This is a genomic window from Nocardioides rubriscoriae (assembly GCF_008087085.1).
Lineage (GTDB): Bacteria > Actinomycetota > Actinomycetes > Propionibacteriales > Nocardioidaceae > Nocardioides > Nocardioides rubriscoriae.
The window spans coordinates 148,420-165,994 of record NZ_VIYJ01000002.1; the positions used below are offsets into that span (position 1 = coordinate 148,420).

Consider the following 17,575-nt stretch of genomic DNA (forward strand, 5'->3'; position numbering starts at 1 on the left):
CCAGGGTGTCGGCATGCGAGCGGGCGACGTGCTGGGCCGGGTCATCCTGGTCACGGGCAAGGAGGAGTTCCTCAACCAGCGCACGGTCGACCTCGCCCGCGAGGTCGTGCTGGCCCACGACCCCGAGGCCGAGGTCGCCGAGAGCCCCGCCGCCGACCTGAGCGCCGCGACACTGGGCGAGCTCACCGCGCCGTCGCTGTTCTCCTCGACCCGCTTCGTCGTGGTCCGCGCCCTCGAGCACCTCACCGACGACGCCGCGCCCGGCCTGCTCGACTACGCCGCGCACCCGGTCGACGACATCGCCCTGGTGCTGGTGCACGGCGGCGGCCCCAAGGGCTCGGGCCACCTCACCAAGCTGCGCAAGATGGCGACCGTCACCGAGCACAAGTCCGAGGAGCCCAAGGCCTCGGAGTTCCCGGGCTTCGTCACCTCCGAGGTGCGTCGCCACGGCTCGACCATCGACAACGAGGCCGCACGCACCCTCGTCGACGCCGTCGGCCAGGACCTCCGCTCGCTCTCGGCCGCCGCGCACCAGCTCACCAACGACTTCCCCGGCGAGAAGCTCACCGCCGACAAGGTGGCCCGCTACTTCGGCGGCCGCGCCGAGGCCAAGTCGTTCGTCGTGGCCGACCACGCCTTCTCGGGGCGCCGCGAGCAGGCCCTCGAGGAGCTGCGCTGGGCCCTCGACAACGGCACCGCGGCGGTGCTCATCACCTCCGCGTTCGCCGGCAGCGCCCGGGGCCTGGCCCGCTACAAGGGTGCCGCGCGGGGCATGCGCGAGGCCGACCTCGCGAAGGCCGTCGGCGTCCCTCCGTGGAAGCTCAAGACCATCCGCGGCCAGGCGCAGTCCTGGTCCGACTCGGGCCTGGCCCGCGCGATCCGGGCCGTCGCCCAGGCCGACGCCGACGTCAAGGGCGCGGCCAGCGACGCGGCTTACGCGCTCGAGCGGCTGGTGCTGACGGTCGCCGGCCTGCGCGACTGACCCACCACACGACCCGCCAAGCACGACGACCCGCCACCTCGAGGTGACGGGTCGTGGCGACAGGGCTCAGCTCAGAGCGAGGCGGCCTTCTTGGAGATCGCCGACTTGCGGTTGGCGGCCTGGTTCTTGTGGATGACGCCCTTGGAGGCGGCCTTGTCGAGGGCCTTGTTGGCCTCGCGACCCAGCGTGATCGCCTGGTCCTTGTCGCCGGCCTCGGCGGCCTCGCGGAACTTGCGGATCGCGGTCTTCAGGCCGGTCTTGACGGCCTTGTTGCGCTCGTGGCGCTTCTCGTTCTGCTTGTTGCGCTTGATCTGGCTCTTGATGTTCGCCACGGTGTGCCTTCGCCTCGATGGGATCGTGCTGGACGGTGCTGCAGGTCTGGGAGCGTGGGCACGCCGAAGCGGCCTGACACGCGACGGACAAAGTTACCAGTGGGGTCGAGCCCGGGCCTAATCCGGCGGGATCCCCAGGCGGCGTGCCGCGGCACCCAGGAACCGGGCCGACTCCCGGCGCCGGAACGCCGCCAGGGTGGGCAGGTTGACGTCGACCGCGGTGTGGGCCCGGTAGGCCAGGAAGGCACCCAGCCCGAGGAGGGCCGCGGTGACGAGGTCGTCGCCGGCGCGGGCCAGCGCCGGCGAGGTCTCCAGCGAGTCGTCGAACCACGGCAGGTGCACCCGTTCGAGCCGCGCGAGCATCGGGTCGAGCCAGTCGGGGCCGATCCCGCACCCGCCCCAGTCGAGGAACACCAACGAGCCGTCGGGACGCACGAGCAGGTTGTCGTTGCGGATGTCGTAGTGCACCAGGTGCTCGGTGCCGACCCGGGCGAGGTCGTCGAGGCCGGCGCGCAGGTCGTCCGCGCGCTCCACGACCCAGCGGGGCATCAGGTCACCCGGGACCTCGCCGGCGTGGTCGAGGCCCGCCGACCAGCCCCGGAACACGGCCCCGAGGTCGGTCAGCCCCGGCCGGTAGAGGGGGTTGCCGTCGGCCTCGGGCGGGCGGGGCGGCTGCGGGACGCGCTCGTGCATCACCCGCACGAGCTCGTCGGTGGCCTCCAGCAGCCGGGCCATCGTCGTGTCGTCGGTCAGGTCGGGGTGGTGGCCCTCGACGTCCTCGAGCAGCAGCGCGACCCACGACCCGTCGTCGTACGACGCCAGCAGGTCGGCCCACAGCGGGTGCGAGCCGAGCAGCCCCAGGGCCACCACCTCGCGCCGGTGCAGCGTGGGGGAGTCGGGGTTGAGGTCGGCCCCGACGGCCTTGACGAACGCCCGGGTGCCGTCGGCGCAGACCAGCCGGGTCGCGCACCCCGGCGACATCCCGCCGGTCTGCTCGGCCGTGCGCACGACCGGTGAGCCCAGGGTGTCGTCGACCCACGCCCGCAGCGGTGCCGGGACCTCGGCGTACGGCAGGTGCGTCCCGACCGCCCGTGGCCCGCTCACGGCTCGCTCACGGCTCGCTCACGGCTCCTGCCCGGCTTCGTCCCCGGTCGCCCACCCCCGCCGCTCGCACAGCCAGTCCCAGACCACGTCGGCCTGCCAGCGCTGGTGCTCACGGATGTACGGCGACGACGACGGCACCGGGTCGTCACCGGTCTTGAGGAAGTAACCGGCCACGAGCGCGAGCACGACGTCGACCGCCTCGGGGTCGACCCCCGCGAACGTCGGGTGGTCGGCGAGCACCGCCTCGACGTCGAGGCCGTCGCCGCGCGGGCCGATGAGCAGCAGCAGCGAGTCGAGCCAGGCCGCGCCGACGACCGGCCAGTTCCAGTCGCACAGCAGCGCGGTCCCGTCGGGGCGCAGCAGGATGTTGTCGTCACGCACGTCGGTGTGGACCACGGTCGAGCCGCCGACGACCTCGGTGTAGCGGGCCGCGAGCGCGGCCGCCTCCTCGCCGTGCGGCAGCACGAAGGCCGCGCGGGCGTAGTCCCAGTGCGCCGGCCAGCCGGCGAGCTCAGCGGCGAACGTGTCGAGGGCCAGGTCCGCCGGCGGCGGCGTGAGCACCCGGGCGGTCGTGGCCAGCATCGCGAGCGAGGCGTCGAGGTCGTCCCGGGTCCACGGCCGCGACGGCGCCCGGCCCTCGACGTGCTCGATGCCGAGCACCACCCAGTCGCGGTCGCCGTCGAGCCCGTGCCCCCACCGCAGCCGCGGGGCCGGTACGCCGTCGGGCAGGGCCGCGAGCTTGCGCGCCTCCTCGCGGTAGGAGTCGGCGAACACGCGCTGGGCCCTCACCGAGGCCGCCTTCACGAAGTGCCGGGAGCCGTCCTCGCCGACGAGCACCGAGGCGAAGCCGGGGGTGAAGCCCGCGGTCTGCGAGACGGCCTGGGCGACCGGCGTCCCGAGGTGCCCCTCGACGACCGCGCGCAGCTCGGGCGGCAGGTGCTGCCACTCCAGCCGCCTGGCGGTCCGCCCCACCGGCGCCGGGTAGGGCCGCCCCACGCTCTCGCTCACGCCCCCATCCTGTCGTCCCCGTCCTCGTCGTCGCGATCGCCTCACCGTGCTGGTGGCCAGGGAATGTGGCGGGCGAGGGGGAGCCTGGAAGAATGCCAGGCATCATGTCCACGCCTGCCGCCGCGCCGAAGCCGGGTCACACCGACCCCGCGATCATCCGCAACTTCTGCATCATCGCCCACATCGACCACGGCAAGTCCACGCTGGCCGACCGGATGCTGCAGCTGACCGGCGTCGTCGACGCCCGCGCGGCCCGCGCGCAGTACCTCGACCGGATGGACATCGAGCGCGAGCGCGGCATCACGATCAAGAGCCAGGCCGTCCGCATGCCGTGGACGGTGCCCGCCGACAACGGCGAGGCCGCCGAGCCCGGCACCTACGTGCTCAACATGATCGACACCCCCGGGCACGTCGACTTCACCTACGAGGTCTCGCGCTCGCTGGAGGCCTGCGAGGCCGCCGTCCTGCTGGTCGACGCGGCCCAGGGCATCGAGGCCCAGACGCTGGCCAACCTCTACCTCGCGATGGGCGCCGACCTCCACATCATCCCGGTGCTCAACAAGATCGACCTGCCGAGCGCCAACCCCGACAAGTACGCCGCCGAGATCGCCGGCCTGGTCGGCTGCGACCCCGACGACGTGCTGCGGGTCAGCGCCAAGACCGGCCTGGGCGTGGCCGAGCTGCTCAACCACATCGTGGCCGAGACTCCGCCGCCGGTCGGCGACGCCGACAAGCCGGCCCGCGCGCTGATCTTCGACTCCGTCTACGACACCTACCGCGGCGTGGTCACCTACGTGCGCGTGGTCGACGGCAAGCTCAGCCACCGCGACCGGATCAAGATGATGTCCAACGGCGTCGTGCACGAGATGCTCGAGGTCGGCGTGATCAGCCCCGAGCCGGTCAAGGCCGGCGACCTGGGGGTCGGCGAGGTCGGCTACCTCATCACCGGCGTCAAGGACGTGCGCCAGTCGCGGGTCGGTGACACCGTCACCACCCAGCACCACGGCGCCACCGAGCCGCTGGGCGGCTACAAGCACCCCAACCCCATGGTCTACGCCGGGCTCTACCCCATCGACGGCGACCAGTACGGCGACCTGCGCGAGGCCCTCGAGAAGCTCCAGCTCAACGACGCGGCCCTGGTCTACGAGCCCGAGACGTCCGGCGCGCTGGGCTTCGGCTTCCGCGTCGGGTTCCTCGGCCTGCTCCACATGGAGATCACGCGCGAGCGGCTCGAGCGCGAGTTCGACCTCGACCTCATCTCGACCGCCCCCAACGTGGTCTACGAGGTGGTCCTCGAGGACGGCACCTCGGTCGAGGTGACCAACCCCAGCGAGTTCCCCGAGATGAAGATCGCCGAGGTCCGCGAGCCCGTCGTCAAGGCCACGATCCTCAGCCCCAGCGACTACATCGGCACGATCATGGAGCTCTGCCAGACCAAGCGCGGCAACCTCGGCGGCATGGACTACCTCTCCGAGGACCGCGTCGAGATGCGCTACACGCTGCCGATGGGCGAGATCGTCTTCGACTTCTTCGACCAGCTCAAGTCGCGCACCAAGGGCTACGCCTCCCTCGACTACGAGCGCTCGGGCGAGCAGGCCGCCGACCTGGTCAAGGTCGACATCCTGCTGCAGGGCGAGCCCGTCGACGCCTTCAGCGCGATCGTGCACAAGGACGCCGCCTACGGCTACGGCGTGATGATGGCCAGCAAGCTCAAGGAGCTCATCCCGCGCCAGCAGTTCGAGGTGCCGATCCAGGCCGCCATCGGCGCGCGCGTGATCGCCCGCGAGAACATCCGCGCCATCCGCAAGGACGTCCTGGCCAAGTGCTACGGCGGCGACATCACCCGCAAGCGCAAGCTGCTGGAGAAGCAGAAGGAGGGCAAGAAGCGGATGAAGATGGTCGGCCGCGTCGAGGTCCCCCAGGAGGCCTTCGTGGCCGCGCTCTCCAACGACGGTGCCGGCTCCTCCGAGAAGGGCAAGAAGTAGCCGTTGCCCGTCGTGCTCCCCGCCGGCGTGCTCGCGATGGCCGCCCGCGGACCCGACTGGGCGGCCTGGGTCGACCGGCTCCCGCGCCTGCTGCGCGACCTGCTCGACGAGTGGTCGCTCACGCCCGAGGGTGACCCGGTCCACGGTCACTGCGCACTCGTGCTGCCGGTGCGCGACGGCGACGCGACGGCCGCCGTCCTCAAGGTCGGCTGGCCGCACGACGAGGCCGAGCACGAGCACCTCGCTCTGCAGCACTGGCACGGTGACGGTGCCGTGCTGCTGCTGCGGGCCGACCCGCGCCGCTTCGCGATGCTGCTCGAGCGGCTCCACCCGACCGACCTCACCGACCACTGGGACCTCGAGGCGTGCGAGGTCGTCGCGGGCCTCTACGCCCGCCTCCACGTGCCCGCACCGCCCCAGCTGCGCCGCCTGTCGTCGTACGTCGAGCGCTGGACCGATCGCCTGGGGCGGCTGCCCCGCAGCGCACCCGTTCCGCACCGGCTCGTCGAGCAGGCGGTCTCGCTGGGGCGGTCGTTCGTCGCCGACGAGGCGACCGACGGCACGATGGTCCACACCGACCTGCACTACGAGAACGTCCTGGCCGCCGACCGGGAGCCCTGGCTGGTCATCGACCCCAAGCCGGTCAGCGGCGACCCCCACTACGAGGTCGCGCCGCTGCTGTGGAACCGCTGGGACGAGCTCGAGGGCGACGTGCGCGGCGGCGTACGACGTCGCTTCCACGCCACCGTCGACGCCGCGGGGCTCGACGAGGACCGCGCCCGCGACTGGGTCGTGGTGCGGATGCTCCACAACGCCCTGTGGGAGCTCGAGGAGGCCGAGCCCGACACGGCGTGGATCACCCGGTGCGTGACGGTGGCCAAGGCCGTGCAGGACTGACCACGGGGTGAGAGGATCGGGCCGTGTCGCAGCTGCACTCGGTCAACGTCGGTCGCCCCCGTCGCGTCGACTGGACCACGATAGGCCGTACCTCGATCGACAAGACCTCGGTGACCGGTCCCGTCGCGGTCGCGCCGCTGGGCCTCGACGGCGACGAGGTCTCCAACCGCCGACACCACGGCGGGCCCGACAAGGCCGTCTACGCCTTCGCCCGCGAGGACCTCGACCGGTGGGCCGATATGCTGGGGCTGCCGGTGCCCGACGGGATGTTCGGCGAGAACCTCACCACCGTGGGCCTCGACGTCAACGGTGCCGAGATCGGCGAGCGGTGGCGGATCGGTGACCCGGTCGGCGACCACGCGGTCGTCGAGGTGACGATGTTCCGCACCCCGTGCCAGACCTTCAAGGCCTGGCTGGCCCGCAACGGCTACGACGACCGCGCCTGGGTCAAGCGGTTCTCGCAGGACCTGCGACCGGGGGCCTACCTGCGCGTCGTCGTCCCCGGCACGATCTGCGCGGGGGACCCGATCGAGGTGGTCCACCGACCCGGGACCGGGGTCACCGTGACGTCGACGTTCGCCGAGGTCGTGGCCCCTCCCGTCTCGGGGTGACGGGATCCCCTGTCGCGCCCGGCCGGCCGTGATCTAGGTTACTCACCAGAAACCCCACCCGTCTCGGACGTCACCCGGAGATCGACATGCCTGTCAACCACGATGCCTCGTTCGTCGACACCCTCGCGCAGAACGTCGCGGTGCAGTTCCTCGACCGGGTCGAGCGCTCACCCGACGCGGAGGCGTTCCGCTTCCCGCGGGGCGAGGCCTGGGAGTCGGTGACGTGGAAGCAGGCCGGCGACCACGTGGCGCGCCTCGCCGCGGGCCTGCTGTCGCTCGGCCTCGAGCCCGAGCAGCGCGTCGGCATCGCCTCCGGCACCCGCTACGAGTGGATCCTCGCCGACCTGGCCGTGATGTGCGCGGGCGGCGCGACCACGACGGTCTACCCCAGCACCAACGCCGACGACACGGCGTACATCCTCAGCGACTCCGAGTCGCGCATCGTCTTCGCCGAGGACGACAGCCAGCTGGCCAAGCTGACCGAGCAGGCGGCCAAGCTCGGCGACATCGTCAAGGTCGTCACCTTCGACGGCACCGCCGACGGCGACCACGTCATCACCATGGACCAGCTCGCCGAGCTCGGCGACGCCTACCTCGCCGAGCACCCCGACGTCATCGCGCAGACCGCCGAGAAGATCCCGGCCGACCAGCTCGCGACCCTGATCTACACCTCCGGCACCACCGGTCGCCCCAAGGGCGTCCGGCTGACCCACCGGGCCTGGGTCTACGAGGGCGCGGCGATCAAGGCGCAGAACATCCTCGACGAGACCGACCTGCAGTTCCTGTGGCTGCCGATGGCCCACTCCTTCGGCAAGGTGCTGCTCTCGACCCAGCTCGCCTGCGGCTTCGCGACCGCCATCGACGGACGCGTCGACAAGATCGTCGACAACCTCGGCGTGGTCAAGCCGACCTTCATGGGCGCCGCCCCGCGCATCTTCGAGAAGGCGCACGCCCGCATCGTCACCATGACCGCCAGCGAGGGGGGGCTGAAGGAGAAGATCTTCACGCAGGCCTTCGCCGTCGGCACCAAGGTCGACGAGCTCAAGCGCACCGGCGCGTCCGTGCCGCTGCCGCTCAAGGTGCAGCACCTGCTCTTCGACAAGCTGGTCTTCAGCAAGGTGCGCGACCGCTTCGGCGGCCGGGTGCGCTTCTTCATCTCCGGCTCCGCCGCGCTCAACGCCGAGATCGCCCAGTGGTTCCACGCCGCGGGCATCCTCATCCTCGAGGGCTACGGCATGACCGAGAACGCCGCCGGCGCGACGGTCAACCACCCCGACGCCTACAAGATGGGCACCGTCGGGCAGGCCATGCCCGGCAGCGAGGTCAAGATCGGCGAGGGCGACGAGGTGCTGCTCCGTGGGCCGCACATCATGGCCGGCTACCACAACAACCCCGAGGAGACCGCGAAGGCGCTCGACGCCGACGGGTGGCTCCACACCGGCGACAAGGGCTCGCTGGACGCCGACGGCTTCCTCACGATCACCGGTCGGATCAAGGACCTCTTCAAGACCTCGGGCGGCAAGTACATCGCCCCGTCGGCGATCGAGGCCAAGTTCAAGGCGATCTGCCCCTACGCCAGCCAGTTCATGGTCTTCGGCAACGACCGCAACTTCGTCGTGGCCCTGGTGACCCTCGACCCCGACGCGATGGCGGGCTGGGCCGAGGAGAACGGCATGGCCGGCAAGCCCTACGGCGAGGTCGTCTCCTCCGAGGCGGCGCACGCGATGGTCGCCGACTACGTCGAGCAGCTCAACGCCCGCCTCAACCGGTGGGAGACCATCAAGAAGTGGGAGATCCTCGGCGACGACCTCACCATCGAGTCCGGTGAGCTGACCCCGTCGCTCAAGGTCAAGCGCAACGTCGTCGAGAGCAACAACAAGGAGCTGATCGACAGCTTCTACGGCGCCTGACGGACACCCGCGCAGGGGCCCCCCGGGGGGCGGCCGCGGTCGTCGCTGGACGTCAGCGGCTCGGCCCCGCGGTACCGGTCGGGTCGTCCGCCGCAGGGGGAGTCCTGGCGCACCCTCGGGCGGACGACCCGAGCGGACGCCCCGGGGGCATGTCAGGCCGCGAGCGGTAGGACGCCGAGGAGCTGCAGGCTGCGGGCGACCGCGTCCGGGGTCTCGCGCAGGTCGTAGCCCGAGCACCGGATGACCGTGGGGCCTGTCGTCACGATGTCGCGCTCGCGCTGCATGTCGTCGATCCAGGTGTCGGCGTCGAGGTGGAAGGCTCCGTCGACCTCGAGCGCCACGACCCGGCCCAGCGAGGTGACCCACTCGCAGTCGGTGTAGCGCCAGCGACCACTGGCGTCCTTGCGTCGGGTCTGGCGCTGGGGCAGGGGAAGACGGGCGCGGCGGCACATCGTGGCGACGTCACGCTCCGCGGTCGACTCGACACCACCGGCGAAGTCGACCAGGTAGCCGCGGAACGCCTTGGCCCGCCGCAGCGGTTGGAGCCGCTTGATCGCCCGCTCGAGGTCGGTGATCGCGACCACCTGCTGCTGCACGGTGGCGGCGAGCAGGCCGAAGGCAGGTCGCGGCTCGAGGTCGTAGCCGGCGACCAGGAGCGCTGCCGGTGCGGGCTTCCACACCGGGAGGCCGCGCAGACGAGTGCTGCGGGTGACGAAGGTGTCGATCGGGCGCCGGGTCTGGCGGAAGCTCACCCCCGGCAGCGGCTCGAGGTCGTGGCTCTTGGCGAGGGACACGTGGACGTCGTCCTCACGCCAGCCGCTCAGGTCGGCGAGCTCGAGCGCACTGCGGCCGGCGACCGCGCTGCCCGGACCGGCGTGCAGGACGCCCGCCCACATCAGCTGGTCGCGGCTGAGCGCGCCGGTCACGGTCGCGACCACGACGTCGGCGACCAGCCGCCACCGTCCGGCCCGCACCTGGGCGGCCACGTAGAACCGGTCGTAGCCGAGCTCGTTGAGCTGGCGGCGGGCGACCAGGTCGAGCTGTTGCGCGGCGAGGGCCCGCCAGGCCGCGTCCTTGGACCTCACGATGAACATGCCCCCGATCATCAGCATCTCGCCCGCTTCGCGCGCCAGTCATCCACAGGCCCGGTCCGTGGTCCGCGGAGGGCCACCTCCCGCCCTGGCCGGCCAGGGCGGGGTCGTCCGCCTGAGCGTGAGCCACAGGTCACTGCTGGGCGGACGACCGGGCCCGCGGCCGGGTCCGGACCGCCCGGGGCAACCGGGCCACGCCGGCCCCGGCCGCAGCTCGCTCCCCGCCGGGCCGGGCCGTCGCGCGGGTCGTCCGCCCGAGCGTGACCCGGGGCTCACCGTGAGGCGGACGACCCGGTGGTCCAGACTGGAGGAGTGCCGTCAGCCCTGCCCGTCGGAGACCCGGCGCCCGAGGACGGCTCGCTGCCGGAAGCGTCGCTCGAGCGGCTCGGTGCGCAGTCGTTCTCGTTCTACGTCCACGTGCCCTACTGCTCGGTGCGGTGCGGCTACTGCGACTTCAACACCTACACCGCCGACGAACTCGGCCCCGGTGCCTCGCGCGCGACGTACGCCGCCCAGGCGGTCGACGAGGTGCGGCTGGCCCGGCGGGTGCTGGGGCAGCGCGACCTGCCCGTCGAGACGGTCTTCCTCGGCGGCGGCACCCCGACCCTGCTCCCGCCGGGCGACCTCGCGTCGGTGCTGACCGCGATCGACGCGGAGTTCGGGCTGGCGCCCGGCGCCGAGGTCACGACCGAGTCCAACCCTGACTCCGTGACCCGCGCCGACCTCGAGGCGCTGCGCGAGGCGGGCTTCACGCGGATCTCCTTCGGCGTGCAGTCGGCGGTCACCCACGTGCTGCGGGTGCTCGACCGCACCCACGACCCCGAGCGGGTGCCGCGCGTGGTCGACGACGCGCGCGCCGCGGGGTTCGAGCAGGTCAGCCTCGACCTGATCTACGGCACGCCGGGGGAGTCCCTGGCCGACTGGGACGCCACGCTTGGCGCGGCCCTCGGTTGCGCGCCCGACCACGTGTCGGCCTACGCGCTGATCGTCGAGGACGGCACCGCCCTGGCCCGGCAGGTACGCCGGGGGGTCGTGCCGATGCCCGACGACGACGACCTCGCCGACAAGTACGTCGCGGCCGACGAACGGTTGTCGGCGGCCGGGCTGGGCTGGTACGAGGTGTCCAACTGGGCCCGCGACGACCAGGCCCGCTGCCGGCACAACATGGCCTACTGGCGCGGCGCCGACTGGTGGGGCGTCGGGCCGGGCGCGCACTCCCACGTCGGCGGTACCCGCTGGTGGAACGTCAAGCACCCCACCGCGTACGCCGCCCGCCTGGGTGCCGGGCACAGCCCGGTGCACGCCCGCGAGGTCCTCGACGACGCCACGCGGCGCGTCGAGCGCGTGCTGCTCGAGGTGCGGCTGCGCGAAGGGCTGGCGCTCGGCGTCCTCGACGACGACGGACGGGCGGCGGTCGAGGGCGTCGTGGCCGACGGCCTCGCCACCGTGGCCGACGGGCGGGTGGTGCTGACGCTGCGGGGCCGGCTGCTGGCCGACGCGGTCGTCAGACGTCTGCTGTGACGAAGTCGATGAGCTCCTCGACCCGCCCGAGCAGGGCCGGGTCGCAGTCGGCGTAGGAGTCGACGCGGCCCAGGATGTGCTTCCAGGCGCGGGCGATGTCGGCCTGCTCGGCGTGCGGCCAGCCGAGCGCGGCGCACACACCCTTCTTCCACTCGACGTCGCGGGGGACGTCGGGCCAGCGCTCCAGGCCGATCCGGTCGGGCTTGACCGCGGCCCAGATGTCGACGAAGGGGTGGCCCACGACCAGGACGTGCGGGCCCTCGACCCGGCCGGCGATGCGCTGCTCCTTGGAGCCCCGCACGAGGTGGTCGACCAGCACCCCGACCTTGCGGTCGGGCCCGGGACCGAAGCGCGCGAGGACCTCCTCGAGGTGGTCGACGCCGTCGAGCAGCTCGACCACGACACCCTCCAGCCGCAGGTCGTCGCCCCACACCTTCTCGACGAGCTCGGCGTCGTGACGGCCCTCCACGAAGATCCGGCTGGCCCGCGCGACCCGCGCGGTCGCGCCGTGCACGGCGACCGAGCCGGACGCCGTCCGGGTCGCCTTGACCGGCGCCTTGCGGTGCACCGGCGCGGCCAGCACCACCGGCTTTCCCTCCAGCATGAAGCCGGGGCCGAGCGGGAAGGTGCGGCGCTTGGCGCGGCGGTCCTCGAGGGTGAGGGTGCCGAGGTCGCGGTCGACGGCGACGATCTCGCCGACGAAGTCGGTCATGACCTCCTCGACGACCAGGCCGAGGTCGGCCGTGGCCTCGGTGGCGCGCCCCCGCTTGGGCACGCGCCAGTCACCGGCCAGGACGTCGGAGCCATAGCGATCCACCCGGACACGCTAGGCGCGCCCGGGCCCGACGACGGTCAGGACGCGCCGTCGGCGTCCTGTGACCCGTCCGACGCGCCGTCCTCGGTGTCCTCCGCGCCCTTGCCGTCGGTCAGCAGGCCTTCGACGGTCTCGCCGGGCTCGAGCCCCGCGGCCAGCGGGTTGTCGTCGGGCCGCAGGTCCTCGGGCAGCTGGTCGTCGTCGATGGCCTCGGGGGTCGGGTCGGTCTCGGACTCGCTCATGGGCCGAACCTACGCCGGGCCGCGGGCGGCGGGCCCACCTGTGCGGGCGGCCGGCTCAGAGCAGCGGCAGGCGCTTCTGGGCGCGCGGCAGGTGCTCGTAGCCACGGCGTACGGCGTCGACGAGGTGGTGGGCGGGGAAGGGCCACTCGCCGGCGGCGAGGGCCTCACCGACGGGCACCCCGCGACCGGCGAGGTCGCGCAGGGTCTCGGCCATGATGCCGATGTCGTTGCGCTGCACCTCGACGAACTCGCGGTCGACGACGGCGCCGTGCCCCGGCACCACGACGCTCGCCGAGGTCGTCAGGCCGAGCACCACGTCGAGGGACAGGGGCCACTCCAACGGCCAGCAGTCGGGCCCGAAGCCGGGCGTGGCGTCGCGCGCGGCGGACTCCTCGACCAGGTCGCCGGCCAGGAGCACGTCGGCGTCGGGCACCCGGACGACGAGGTCGCCCGCGGTGTGGGCGCGACCGGGGTGGAGCAGCTCGACCCACCGGTCGCCGAGGTCGACGACGCGCGCCGAGGAGAACGTGTGGTCGGCGGGCACCAGCGTCGTCGCGCGGACCTCGGCGGCGCGCGGGTCGCGGTCGTCGGGGTCGAAGCCGCCCTCCTGCCCGACGAACGCCTCCTGGGCGGCGGCGGCCGCCTCGTGGGCGTGGATCGGCACCGCGCCGTACGCCGCGCGCAGCGTGCCGTTGCCGAAGCAGTGGTCGACGTGCTCGTGGGTGTTGGCCACCGCGACGACCTCGCCCGCGCCGAGCGCGCGGACGTCGTCGACCACCTCGCGCGCCGCGACCTCGGAGGCGTGCGTGTCGACGACGAGCAGGCCGCGCTCGCCGCCCACGACGGTCACGTTGACGTCGAACCACGCGTAGCGCGCGACCCAGACCCGGTCGGCGACCTCGGTGAACGGCATGTCTCTCACCCTAGGAGGGGGCCGGTCCGCGGCTGGCAGAGCCCGGCGTCCAGCACGCTGCGCAGCAGGTCGCCCAGCTCGTCGGCGGTCGTCGCGCGCCGGGTCACCCGGACGTCGTCCGGGCCGGTTCGCCGGAGCGGTAGGCTTGGCACTCGATACGGGGGAGTGCCAGCACCCCCGGTGCAGGTCCACGCGACGGACGCAGCAGCGAGGAGGTCACGGTGCAGGAGGAACGACGGCTCGCCGTGCTGCGGGCGATCGTCCAGGACTACGTCGCGACCGAGGAGCCGGTGGGCTCCAAGGCGCTGGTCGAGCGCCACGGCCTCAACGTGTCGCCGGCCACGGTGCGCAACGACATGGCCGCCCTCGAGGACGAGGGCTACCTCACCCAGCCCCACACCAGCGCCGGGCGGGTCCCCACCGACAAGGGCTACCGGCTCTTCGTCGACCGGCTCGGGTCGGTCAAGCCCCTCAGCGCCGCCGAGAAGCGCGCCATCGCCAGCTTTCTCGACGGGGCCGTCGACCTCGACGACGTGGTCTCGCGCAGCGTCCGGCTGCTCTCGCAGCTGACCCGCCAGGTCGCCGTCGTCCAGTACCCCACGCTCTCCCGCTCGACGGTGCGTCACCTCGAGCTGGTCGCCCTGACCCCCGAGCGCCTGCTCGCGGTCGCGATCCTCAGCACCGGCCGCGTCGAGCAGCGCGTGGTCGAGCTCGCGTCCCCGATCAGCGACGACGACCTCGCCCGCCTGCGCAGCCGCGTCAACCTCGCCGCCACCGGCGAGGTGATCGCCGAGGCGGTCACCGCGCTCAAGGCCCTCCAGGACGAGCCTGTGGGCGAGACCCCCGGTGAGCCCGTCGACCACACGGCACGGGTCGTCAAGGTGCTCGTCGAGGCGATGAGCGACCACCGCTCCGACGAGCGCGTCGCCGTCGGCGGGGCCGCCAACCTCGCCCGCTACGGCGACAGCTTCGAGTCGGCCGTGCGCCCCGTGCTCGAGGCGCTCGAGGAGCACGTCGTGCTGCTCAAGCTGCTCGGCGAGGCCAGCCCGTCGGGCACCGTCACCGTCCGGATCGGCGCCGAGGGTCCCATGCAGGACTTCGCCGCCACCAGCGTCGTGGCCACCGGCTACGGCCCCCACGACGACGCCCTGGCCACCCTGGGCATCGTCGGCCCGACCCGGATGGACTACCCCGGCACCATGGCCGCCGTCCGCGCCGTCGCCCGCTACGTCTCGCGGATCCTCGACGAGTCCTGACCGACCCTCAGCCCGTCGTACCGCCGTCACACACCCACCCACGCACGAAGGAAAGCCGTTGAGCCAGGACCCGTACGCCCTCCTCGGGGTCGCCCGCGACGCGGACGCCGACACCATCAAGAAGGCCTACCGCAAGCTCGCGCGTCAGCTGCACCCCGACGTCAACCCCGACCCCACGACGCAGGAGAAGTTCAAGGAGGTCACGGCCGCCTACGAGGTGTTGTCGGACCCCCAGAAGCGCGCGGCGTTCGACCGCGGCGGCGACCCGTTCGGCGGCGCCGGCTTCGGCCAGGGCGCCGGCTTCTCGTTCACCGACATCATGGACGCCTTCTTCGGCGGCCAGGGCGGTGCGGGCGGCGGCCGCGGCCCGCGCTCGCGCGTACGCCGGGGCCAGGACGCCCTGATCCGCATCGAGGTCGAGCTCGCCGAGGCCGCGTTCGGGGTCTCGCGCGAGCTCAAGGTCGACACCGCGGTGCTGTGCGAGACCTGCCACGGCGACGGGGCCGCCCCGGGCAGCAGTCCGGTCCCGTGCGACACCTGCCGCGGCCAGGGCGAGGTCGCCCACGTGCAGCGCTCGTTCCTCGGCGAGGTCCGCACCCTGCGGCCCTGCGCGGCGTGCCGCGGCTTCGGCACGATCATCCCCGAGCCGTGCCGCGAGTGCTCCGGCGACGGTCGGGTGCGCTCGCGCCGCACCCTGACGGTCAAGATCCCCGCCGGCGTCGACACCGGCACCCGCGTCCAGCTGGGCGAGCAGGGCGAGGTCGGCCCCGGCGGTGGCCCGCCCGGCGACCTCTACGTCGAGATCCACGTCGCGCCGCACCCGACGTTCGTGCGCCAGGGCAACGACCTGCACTGCACCGTCACCCTGCCGATGAGCGCCGCGGCCCTCGGCACGACCCTGACGCTGCCCACCCTCGAGGCCGACGTCGAGGACGGCGCGGGCTCGGGCGTCGAGACCTCCTTCGAGCTCGAGATCGCCGCGGGCACCCAGTCGGGCACCGAGCAGGTCCTGCGCGGGCGCGGCGTGCCCGGCCTGCGCGGCGGTCGCGGCGACCTGGTCGTCACGACCATCGTCGAGACCCCCACGCGTCTCGACGCCCGCCAGGAGGAGCTGCTGCGCGAGCTCGCGGCCCTGCGCGGCGAGGAGCAGCCCACCGGTCAGGTCAAGGCGCACCAGAAGGGCGTCTTCGGGCGCCTCTTCGGCCACTGACCGGGCCCTGACGTGTCGCTGCCGGTCCACCTGGTCCCCACGCTCGACGGGGTCGCCGCGGGCGACACCGTGGCGGTCGAGGGCGACGAGGCCCACCACGCCGTCGCCGTACGCCGCCTGCGCACGGGCGAGCAGGTCGTGCTCACCGACGGCGCGGGCACGTCGGTGCTCGGCACGGTCGTGGCGACCGGCAAGCGCCTGCTCGAGGTAGTGGCCGACGAGGTGACCCGGCAGCCCGAGCCGTCGCCGCAGGTCGTGGTGGTCCAGGCCCTGCCCAAGGGCGAGCGGGGCGAGCTCGCCGTCGAGGTGCTGACCGAGGTCGGTGTCGCCACCGTGGTGCCGTGGGCCGCCGCGCGCTCGGTCGCGGTGTGGAAGAGCGAGCGCGCCGACAAGTCCCTGGCCCGCTGGCGCTCGACCGCCCGTGAGGCCGCCAAGCAGGCCCGCCGACCCTGGCACCCGACGGTCACACCGCTGGCGACGACCCCCGACGCCGTCGCGCTCGTGGCCGGTGCCGAGCTCGCCGTGGTGCTCCACGAGGAGGCCTCGGTGCCGCTGGCCTCCCTCGACGTCCCGGCGAGCGGTCGGGTGGTCGTGGTGGTCGGGCCCGAGGGCGGCCTGACCGACGCCGAGGTCGCCGCCTTCAGCGAGGCCGGGGCCCACGTCGTACGCCTCGGCAGCGAGGTGCTGCGCACCTCGACCGCAGGCGTGGCGGCGGTCTCGGCGCTGCTGTCGCGCACCGACCGCTGGTCCTGACTGCCGGTCAGTCGACCGTGAAGGTCCTGGTGTCCTCGAACGCGCCCGGACCCTCGCCGCCGGACGGGTCGTCGGTGCGGGCCACGAGCGTGTAGGTACCGGGCGGCAGCGCGCTGATGTCGACCTGGACGCTGAAGGGGTAGAGCCTGTCGCCGAACTGCTCGGCCATCGTGGAGTCGCTGAGCACCTCGCGGCCCGTGGAGTCGAGCACGGCGTAGGGCACCGTCGCCTCGAACGACGCGGCCACGCCCTCGACGTCGAGGGTGCCGGACGCGGTGGCGCCCTCCTGCGGGGTCGTCAGGCTGACCAGGGAGAGCACCTGGAGCTCGGGGGCGGCCTCGACGCCCTCGCCGGTCGGCTGGCCGAACAGGTCGGCGGGGCTGCCGTCGGCGAGCCGGACGCGCACCGGGTCACGGGTCTGGGCGGTGCCCTGCAGCGTGTAGACCAGCGACTGGACGGCCAGGCGCGCCTCCTGCGCCGAGGTGCCCTTGCCGGCGGTCAGCGGGGAGTCCTCGCCCAGGGTGACGACGATCGCGCCGTCCTCCTGGCTGACCGAGGAGATGGTCACGCCCTGCAACAGGGTGCCGTAGTCGGGGTCGAGCGCGTCGCCGGCGACGAGCAGCGCGGCGGCCTCCTCGAGCGGGTTGTCGCCCTCGACCTGGCGGAACTCGCGGTACAGGCGCAGGCCCATCGGCGTCTCGCCGGTGAAGTAGACCGGCGCGGCGACGGTGCCGGACCCGGACTCGGTCGGCGTCGCGGACGACGGCTCGGCGCTGGAGGGCGTGCTCGGGCTGCTCGGCGCACTGGTGGCCCCGCCGGGGTCGGAGGCCGTGCCCGACGACGTCGGCTCGGTGTCGTCGTCGCCGCAGCCCACCAGGAGGCCCAGGCCGAGGGGCACCGCGAGCGTCAGCGCGGCCGTGCGTGTCCTGAGGTTCATGACGTCCAT

The 17,575-nt window shown here is 73.2% G+C and carries 17 protein-coding genes; 9 read left to right on the forward strand and 8 right to left on the reverse strand.

The genetic code is table 11. From position 1 onward, the window contains the following. The first annotated feature begins 13 nt into the window (after nucleotides 1–13). On the forward strand, nucleotides 14–982 hold the full coding sequence (gene holA, locus FZC61_RS04030; RefSeq protein ID WP_148612798.1) for a DNA polymerase III subunit delta: 969 nt from the start codon (nucleotides 14–16) through the stop codon (nucleotides 980–982). A gap of 71 nt (nucleotides 983–1,053) precedes the next feature. Here holA and rpsT read toward each other — a convergent pair whose 3' ends face one another. The 3 genes from rpsT to FZC61_RS04045 all read right to left on the reverse strand — a co-directional run bounded on the left by rpsT (nucleotide 1,054) and on the right by FZC61_RS04045 (nucleotide 3,426). Beyond that, nucleotides 1,054–1,314, reverse strand: coding sequence for a 30S ribosomal protein S20 (gene rpsT / locus FZC61_RS04035; RefSeq protein ID WP_148612800.1), 261 nt, complete (start codon nucleotides 1,312–1,314; stop codon nucleotides 1,054–1,056). Nucleotides 1,315–1,431: 117 nt separating this feature from the next. After that, nucleotides 1,432–2,418 carry a phosphotransferase family protein gene (locus tag FZC61_RS04040; protein ID WP_148612802.1) on the reverse strand — a complete coding sequence of 329 codons (987 nt, stop codon included), beginning with the start codon at nucleotides 2,416–2,418 and terminating at the stop codon, nucleotides 1,432–1,434. A gap of 18 nt (nucleotides 2,419–2,436) precedes the next feature. Continuing rightward, a complete protein-coding gene (locus tag FZC61_RS04045; protein ID WP_148612804.1) occupies nucleotides 2,437–3,426 on the reverse strand; it encodes a phosphotransferase family protein in 990 nt (329 codons plus the stop codon). Between the two features lie 104 nt (nucleotides 3,427–3,530). On the opposite strand from FZC61_RS04045, the gene lepA reads away from it, so the two are divergent. The 4 genes from lepA (at nucleotide 3,531) to FZC61_RS04065 (ending at nucleotide 8,829) form a co-directional block, all read left to right on the forward strand. Next, nucleotides 3,531–5,411 (forward strand): translation elongation factor 4, encoded by a 1,881-nt coding sequence (lepA, locus tag FZC61_RS04050; protein ID WP_148612806.1) that lies wholly within the window; start codon nucleotides 3,531–3,533, stop codon nucleotides 5,409–5,411. Between the two features lie 12 nt (nucleotides 5,412–5,423). Continuing rightward, a complete protein-coding gene (locus tag FZC61_RS04055) occupies nucleotides 5,424–6,308 on the forward strand; it encodes an aminoglycoside phosphotransferase family protein (RefSeq protein WP_246142567.1) in 885 nt (294 codons plus the stop codon). A 23-nt stretch (nucleotides 6,309–6,331) separates the two neighbouring features. Beyond that, entirely contained in the window at nucleotides 6,332–6,919 is a 588-nt protein-coding gene (locus tag FZC61_RS04060) for an MOSC domain-containing protein (RefSeq protein WP_211357083.1), read from the forward strand. An 86-nt stretch (nucleotides 6,920–7,005) separates the two neighbouring features. Next, on the forward strand, nucleotides 7,006–8,829 hold the full coding sequence (locus tag FZC61_RS04065) for an AMP-dependent synthetase/ligase (RefSeq protein WP_148612812.1): 1,824 nt from the start codon (nucleotides 7,006–7,008) through the stop codon (nucleotides 8,827–8,829). Nucleotides 8,830–8,981: 152 nt separating this feature from the next. Here the strand turns inward: FZC61_RS04065 and FZC61_RS04070 are convergent, their stop codons facing one another. After that, the gene (locus tag FZC61_RS04070) at nucleotides 8,982–9,923 is read right to left on the reverse strand and encodes a PDDEXK family nuclease (RefSeq protein WP_148612813.1); all 942 of its coding nucleotides are present in this window, start codon (nucleotides 9,921–9,923) and stop codon (nucleotides 8,982–8,984) included. A gap of 309 nt (nucleotides 9,924–10,232) precedes the next feature. Here FZC61_RS04070 and hemW point away from each other — a divergent pair, with 309 nt between their 5' ends. Then, nucleotides 10,233–11,441, forward strand: coding sequence for a radical SAM family heme chaperone HemW (hemW, locus tag FZC61_RS04075; RefSeq protein ID WP_148612815.1), 1,209 nt, complete (start codon nucleotides 10,233–10,235; stop codon nucleotides 11,439–11,441). Here the strand turns inward: hemW and FZC61_RS04080 are convergent. From FZC61_RS04080 to FZC61_RS04090, 3 genes are read right to left on the reverse strand one after another with little or no spacing between them, the layout of a single operon-like run. Further along, nucleotides 11,425–12,258, reverse strand: coding sequence for a DUF3097 domain-containing protein (locus FZC61_RS04080; RefSeq protein WP_148612817.1), 834 nt, complete (start codon nucleotides 12,256–12,258; stop codon nucleotides 11,425–11,427). The genes hemW and FZC61_RS04080 overlap by 17 nt on opposite strands. A 35-nt stretch (nucleotides 12,259–12,293) precedes the next feature. Further along, nucleotides 12,294–12,497: a hypothetical protein gene (locus FZC61_RS04085; RefSeq protein WP_148612819.1), complete on the reverse strand. Its 204-nt coding sequence runs from the start codon at nucleotides 12,495–12,497 to the stop codon at nucleotides 12,294–12,296. A 55-nt stretch (nucleotides 12,498–12,552) separates the two neighbouring features. Then, complete coding sequence (locus tag FZC61_RS04090) at nucleotides 12,553–13,410, reverse strand: MBL fold metallo-hydrolase (RefSeq protein WP_148612821.1); 858 nt, start codon at nucleotides 13,408–13,410, stop codon at nucleotides 12,553–12,555. A gap of 221 nt (nucleotides 13,411–13,631) precedes the next feature. On the opposite strand from FZC61_RS04090, the gene hrcA reads away from it, so the two are divergent. From hrcA to FZC61_RS04105, 3 genes are read left to right on the forward strand one after another with little or no spacing between them, the layout of a single operon-like run. Then, complete coding sequence (hrcA, locus tag FZC61_RS04095) at nucleotides 13,632–14,666, forward strand: heat-inducible transcriptional repressor HrcA (RefSeq protein ID WP_148612823.1); 1,035 nt, start codon at nucleotides 13,632–13,634, stop codon at nucleotides 14,664–14,666. Between the two features lie 58 nt (nucleotides 14,667–14,724). Beyond that, a complete protein-coding gene (dnaJ, locus tag FZC61_RS04100) occupies nucleotides 14,725–15,876 on the forward strand; it encodes a molecular chaperone DnaJ (RefSeq protein WP_148612825.1) in 1,152 nt (383 codons plus the stop codon). A gap of 12 nt (nucleotides 15,877–15,888) precedes the next feature. After that, on the forward strand, nucleotides 15,889–16,629 hold the full coding sequence (locus FZC61_RS04105) for a 16S rRNA (uracil(1498)-N(3))-methyltransferase (RefSeq protein ID WP_148612827.1): 741 nt from the start codon (nucleotides 15,889–15,891) through the stop codon (nucleotides 16,627–16,629). A gap of 7 nt (nucleotides 16,630–16,636) precedes the next feature. Here FZC61_RS04105 and FZC61_RS04110 read toward each other — a convergent pair whose 3' ends face one another. After that, entirely contained in the window at nucleotides 16,637–17,566 is a 930-nt protein-coding gene (locus FZC61_RS04110; RefSeq protein ID WP_170285974.1) for a Gmad2 immunoglobulin-like domain-containing protein, read from the reverse strand. Nucleotides 17,567–17,575 lie beyond the last annotated feature (9 nt).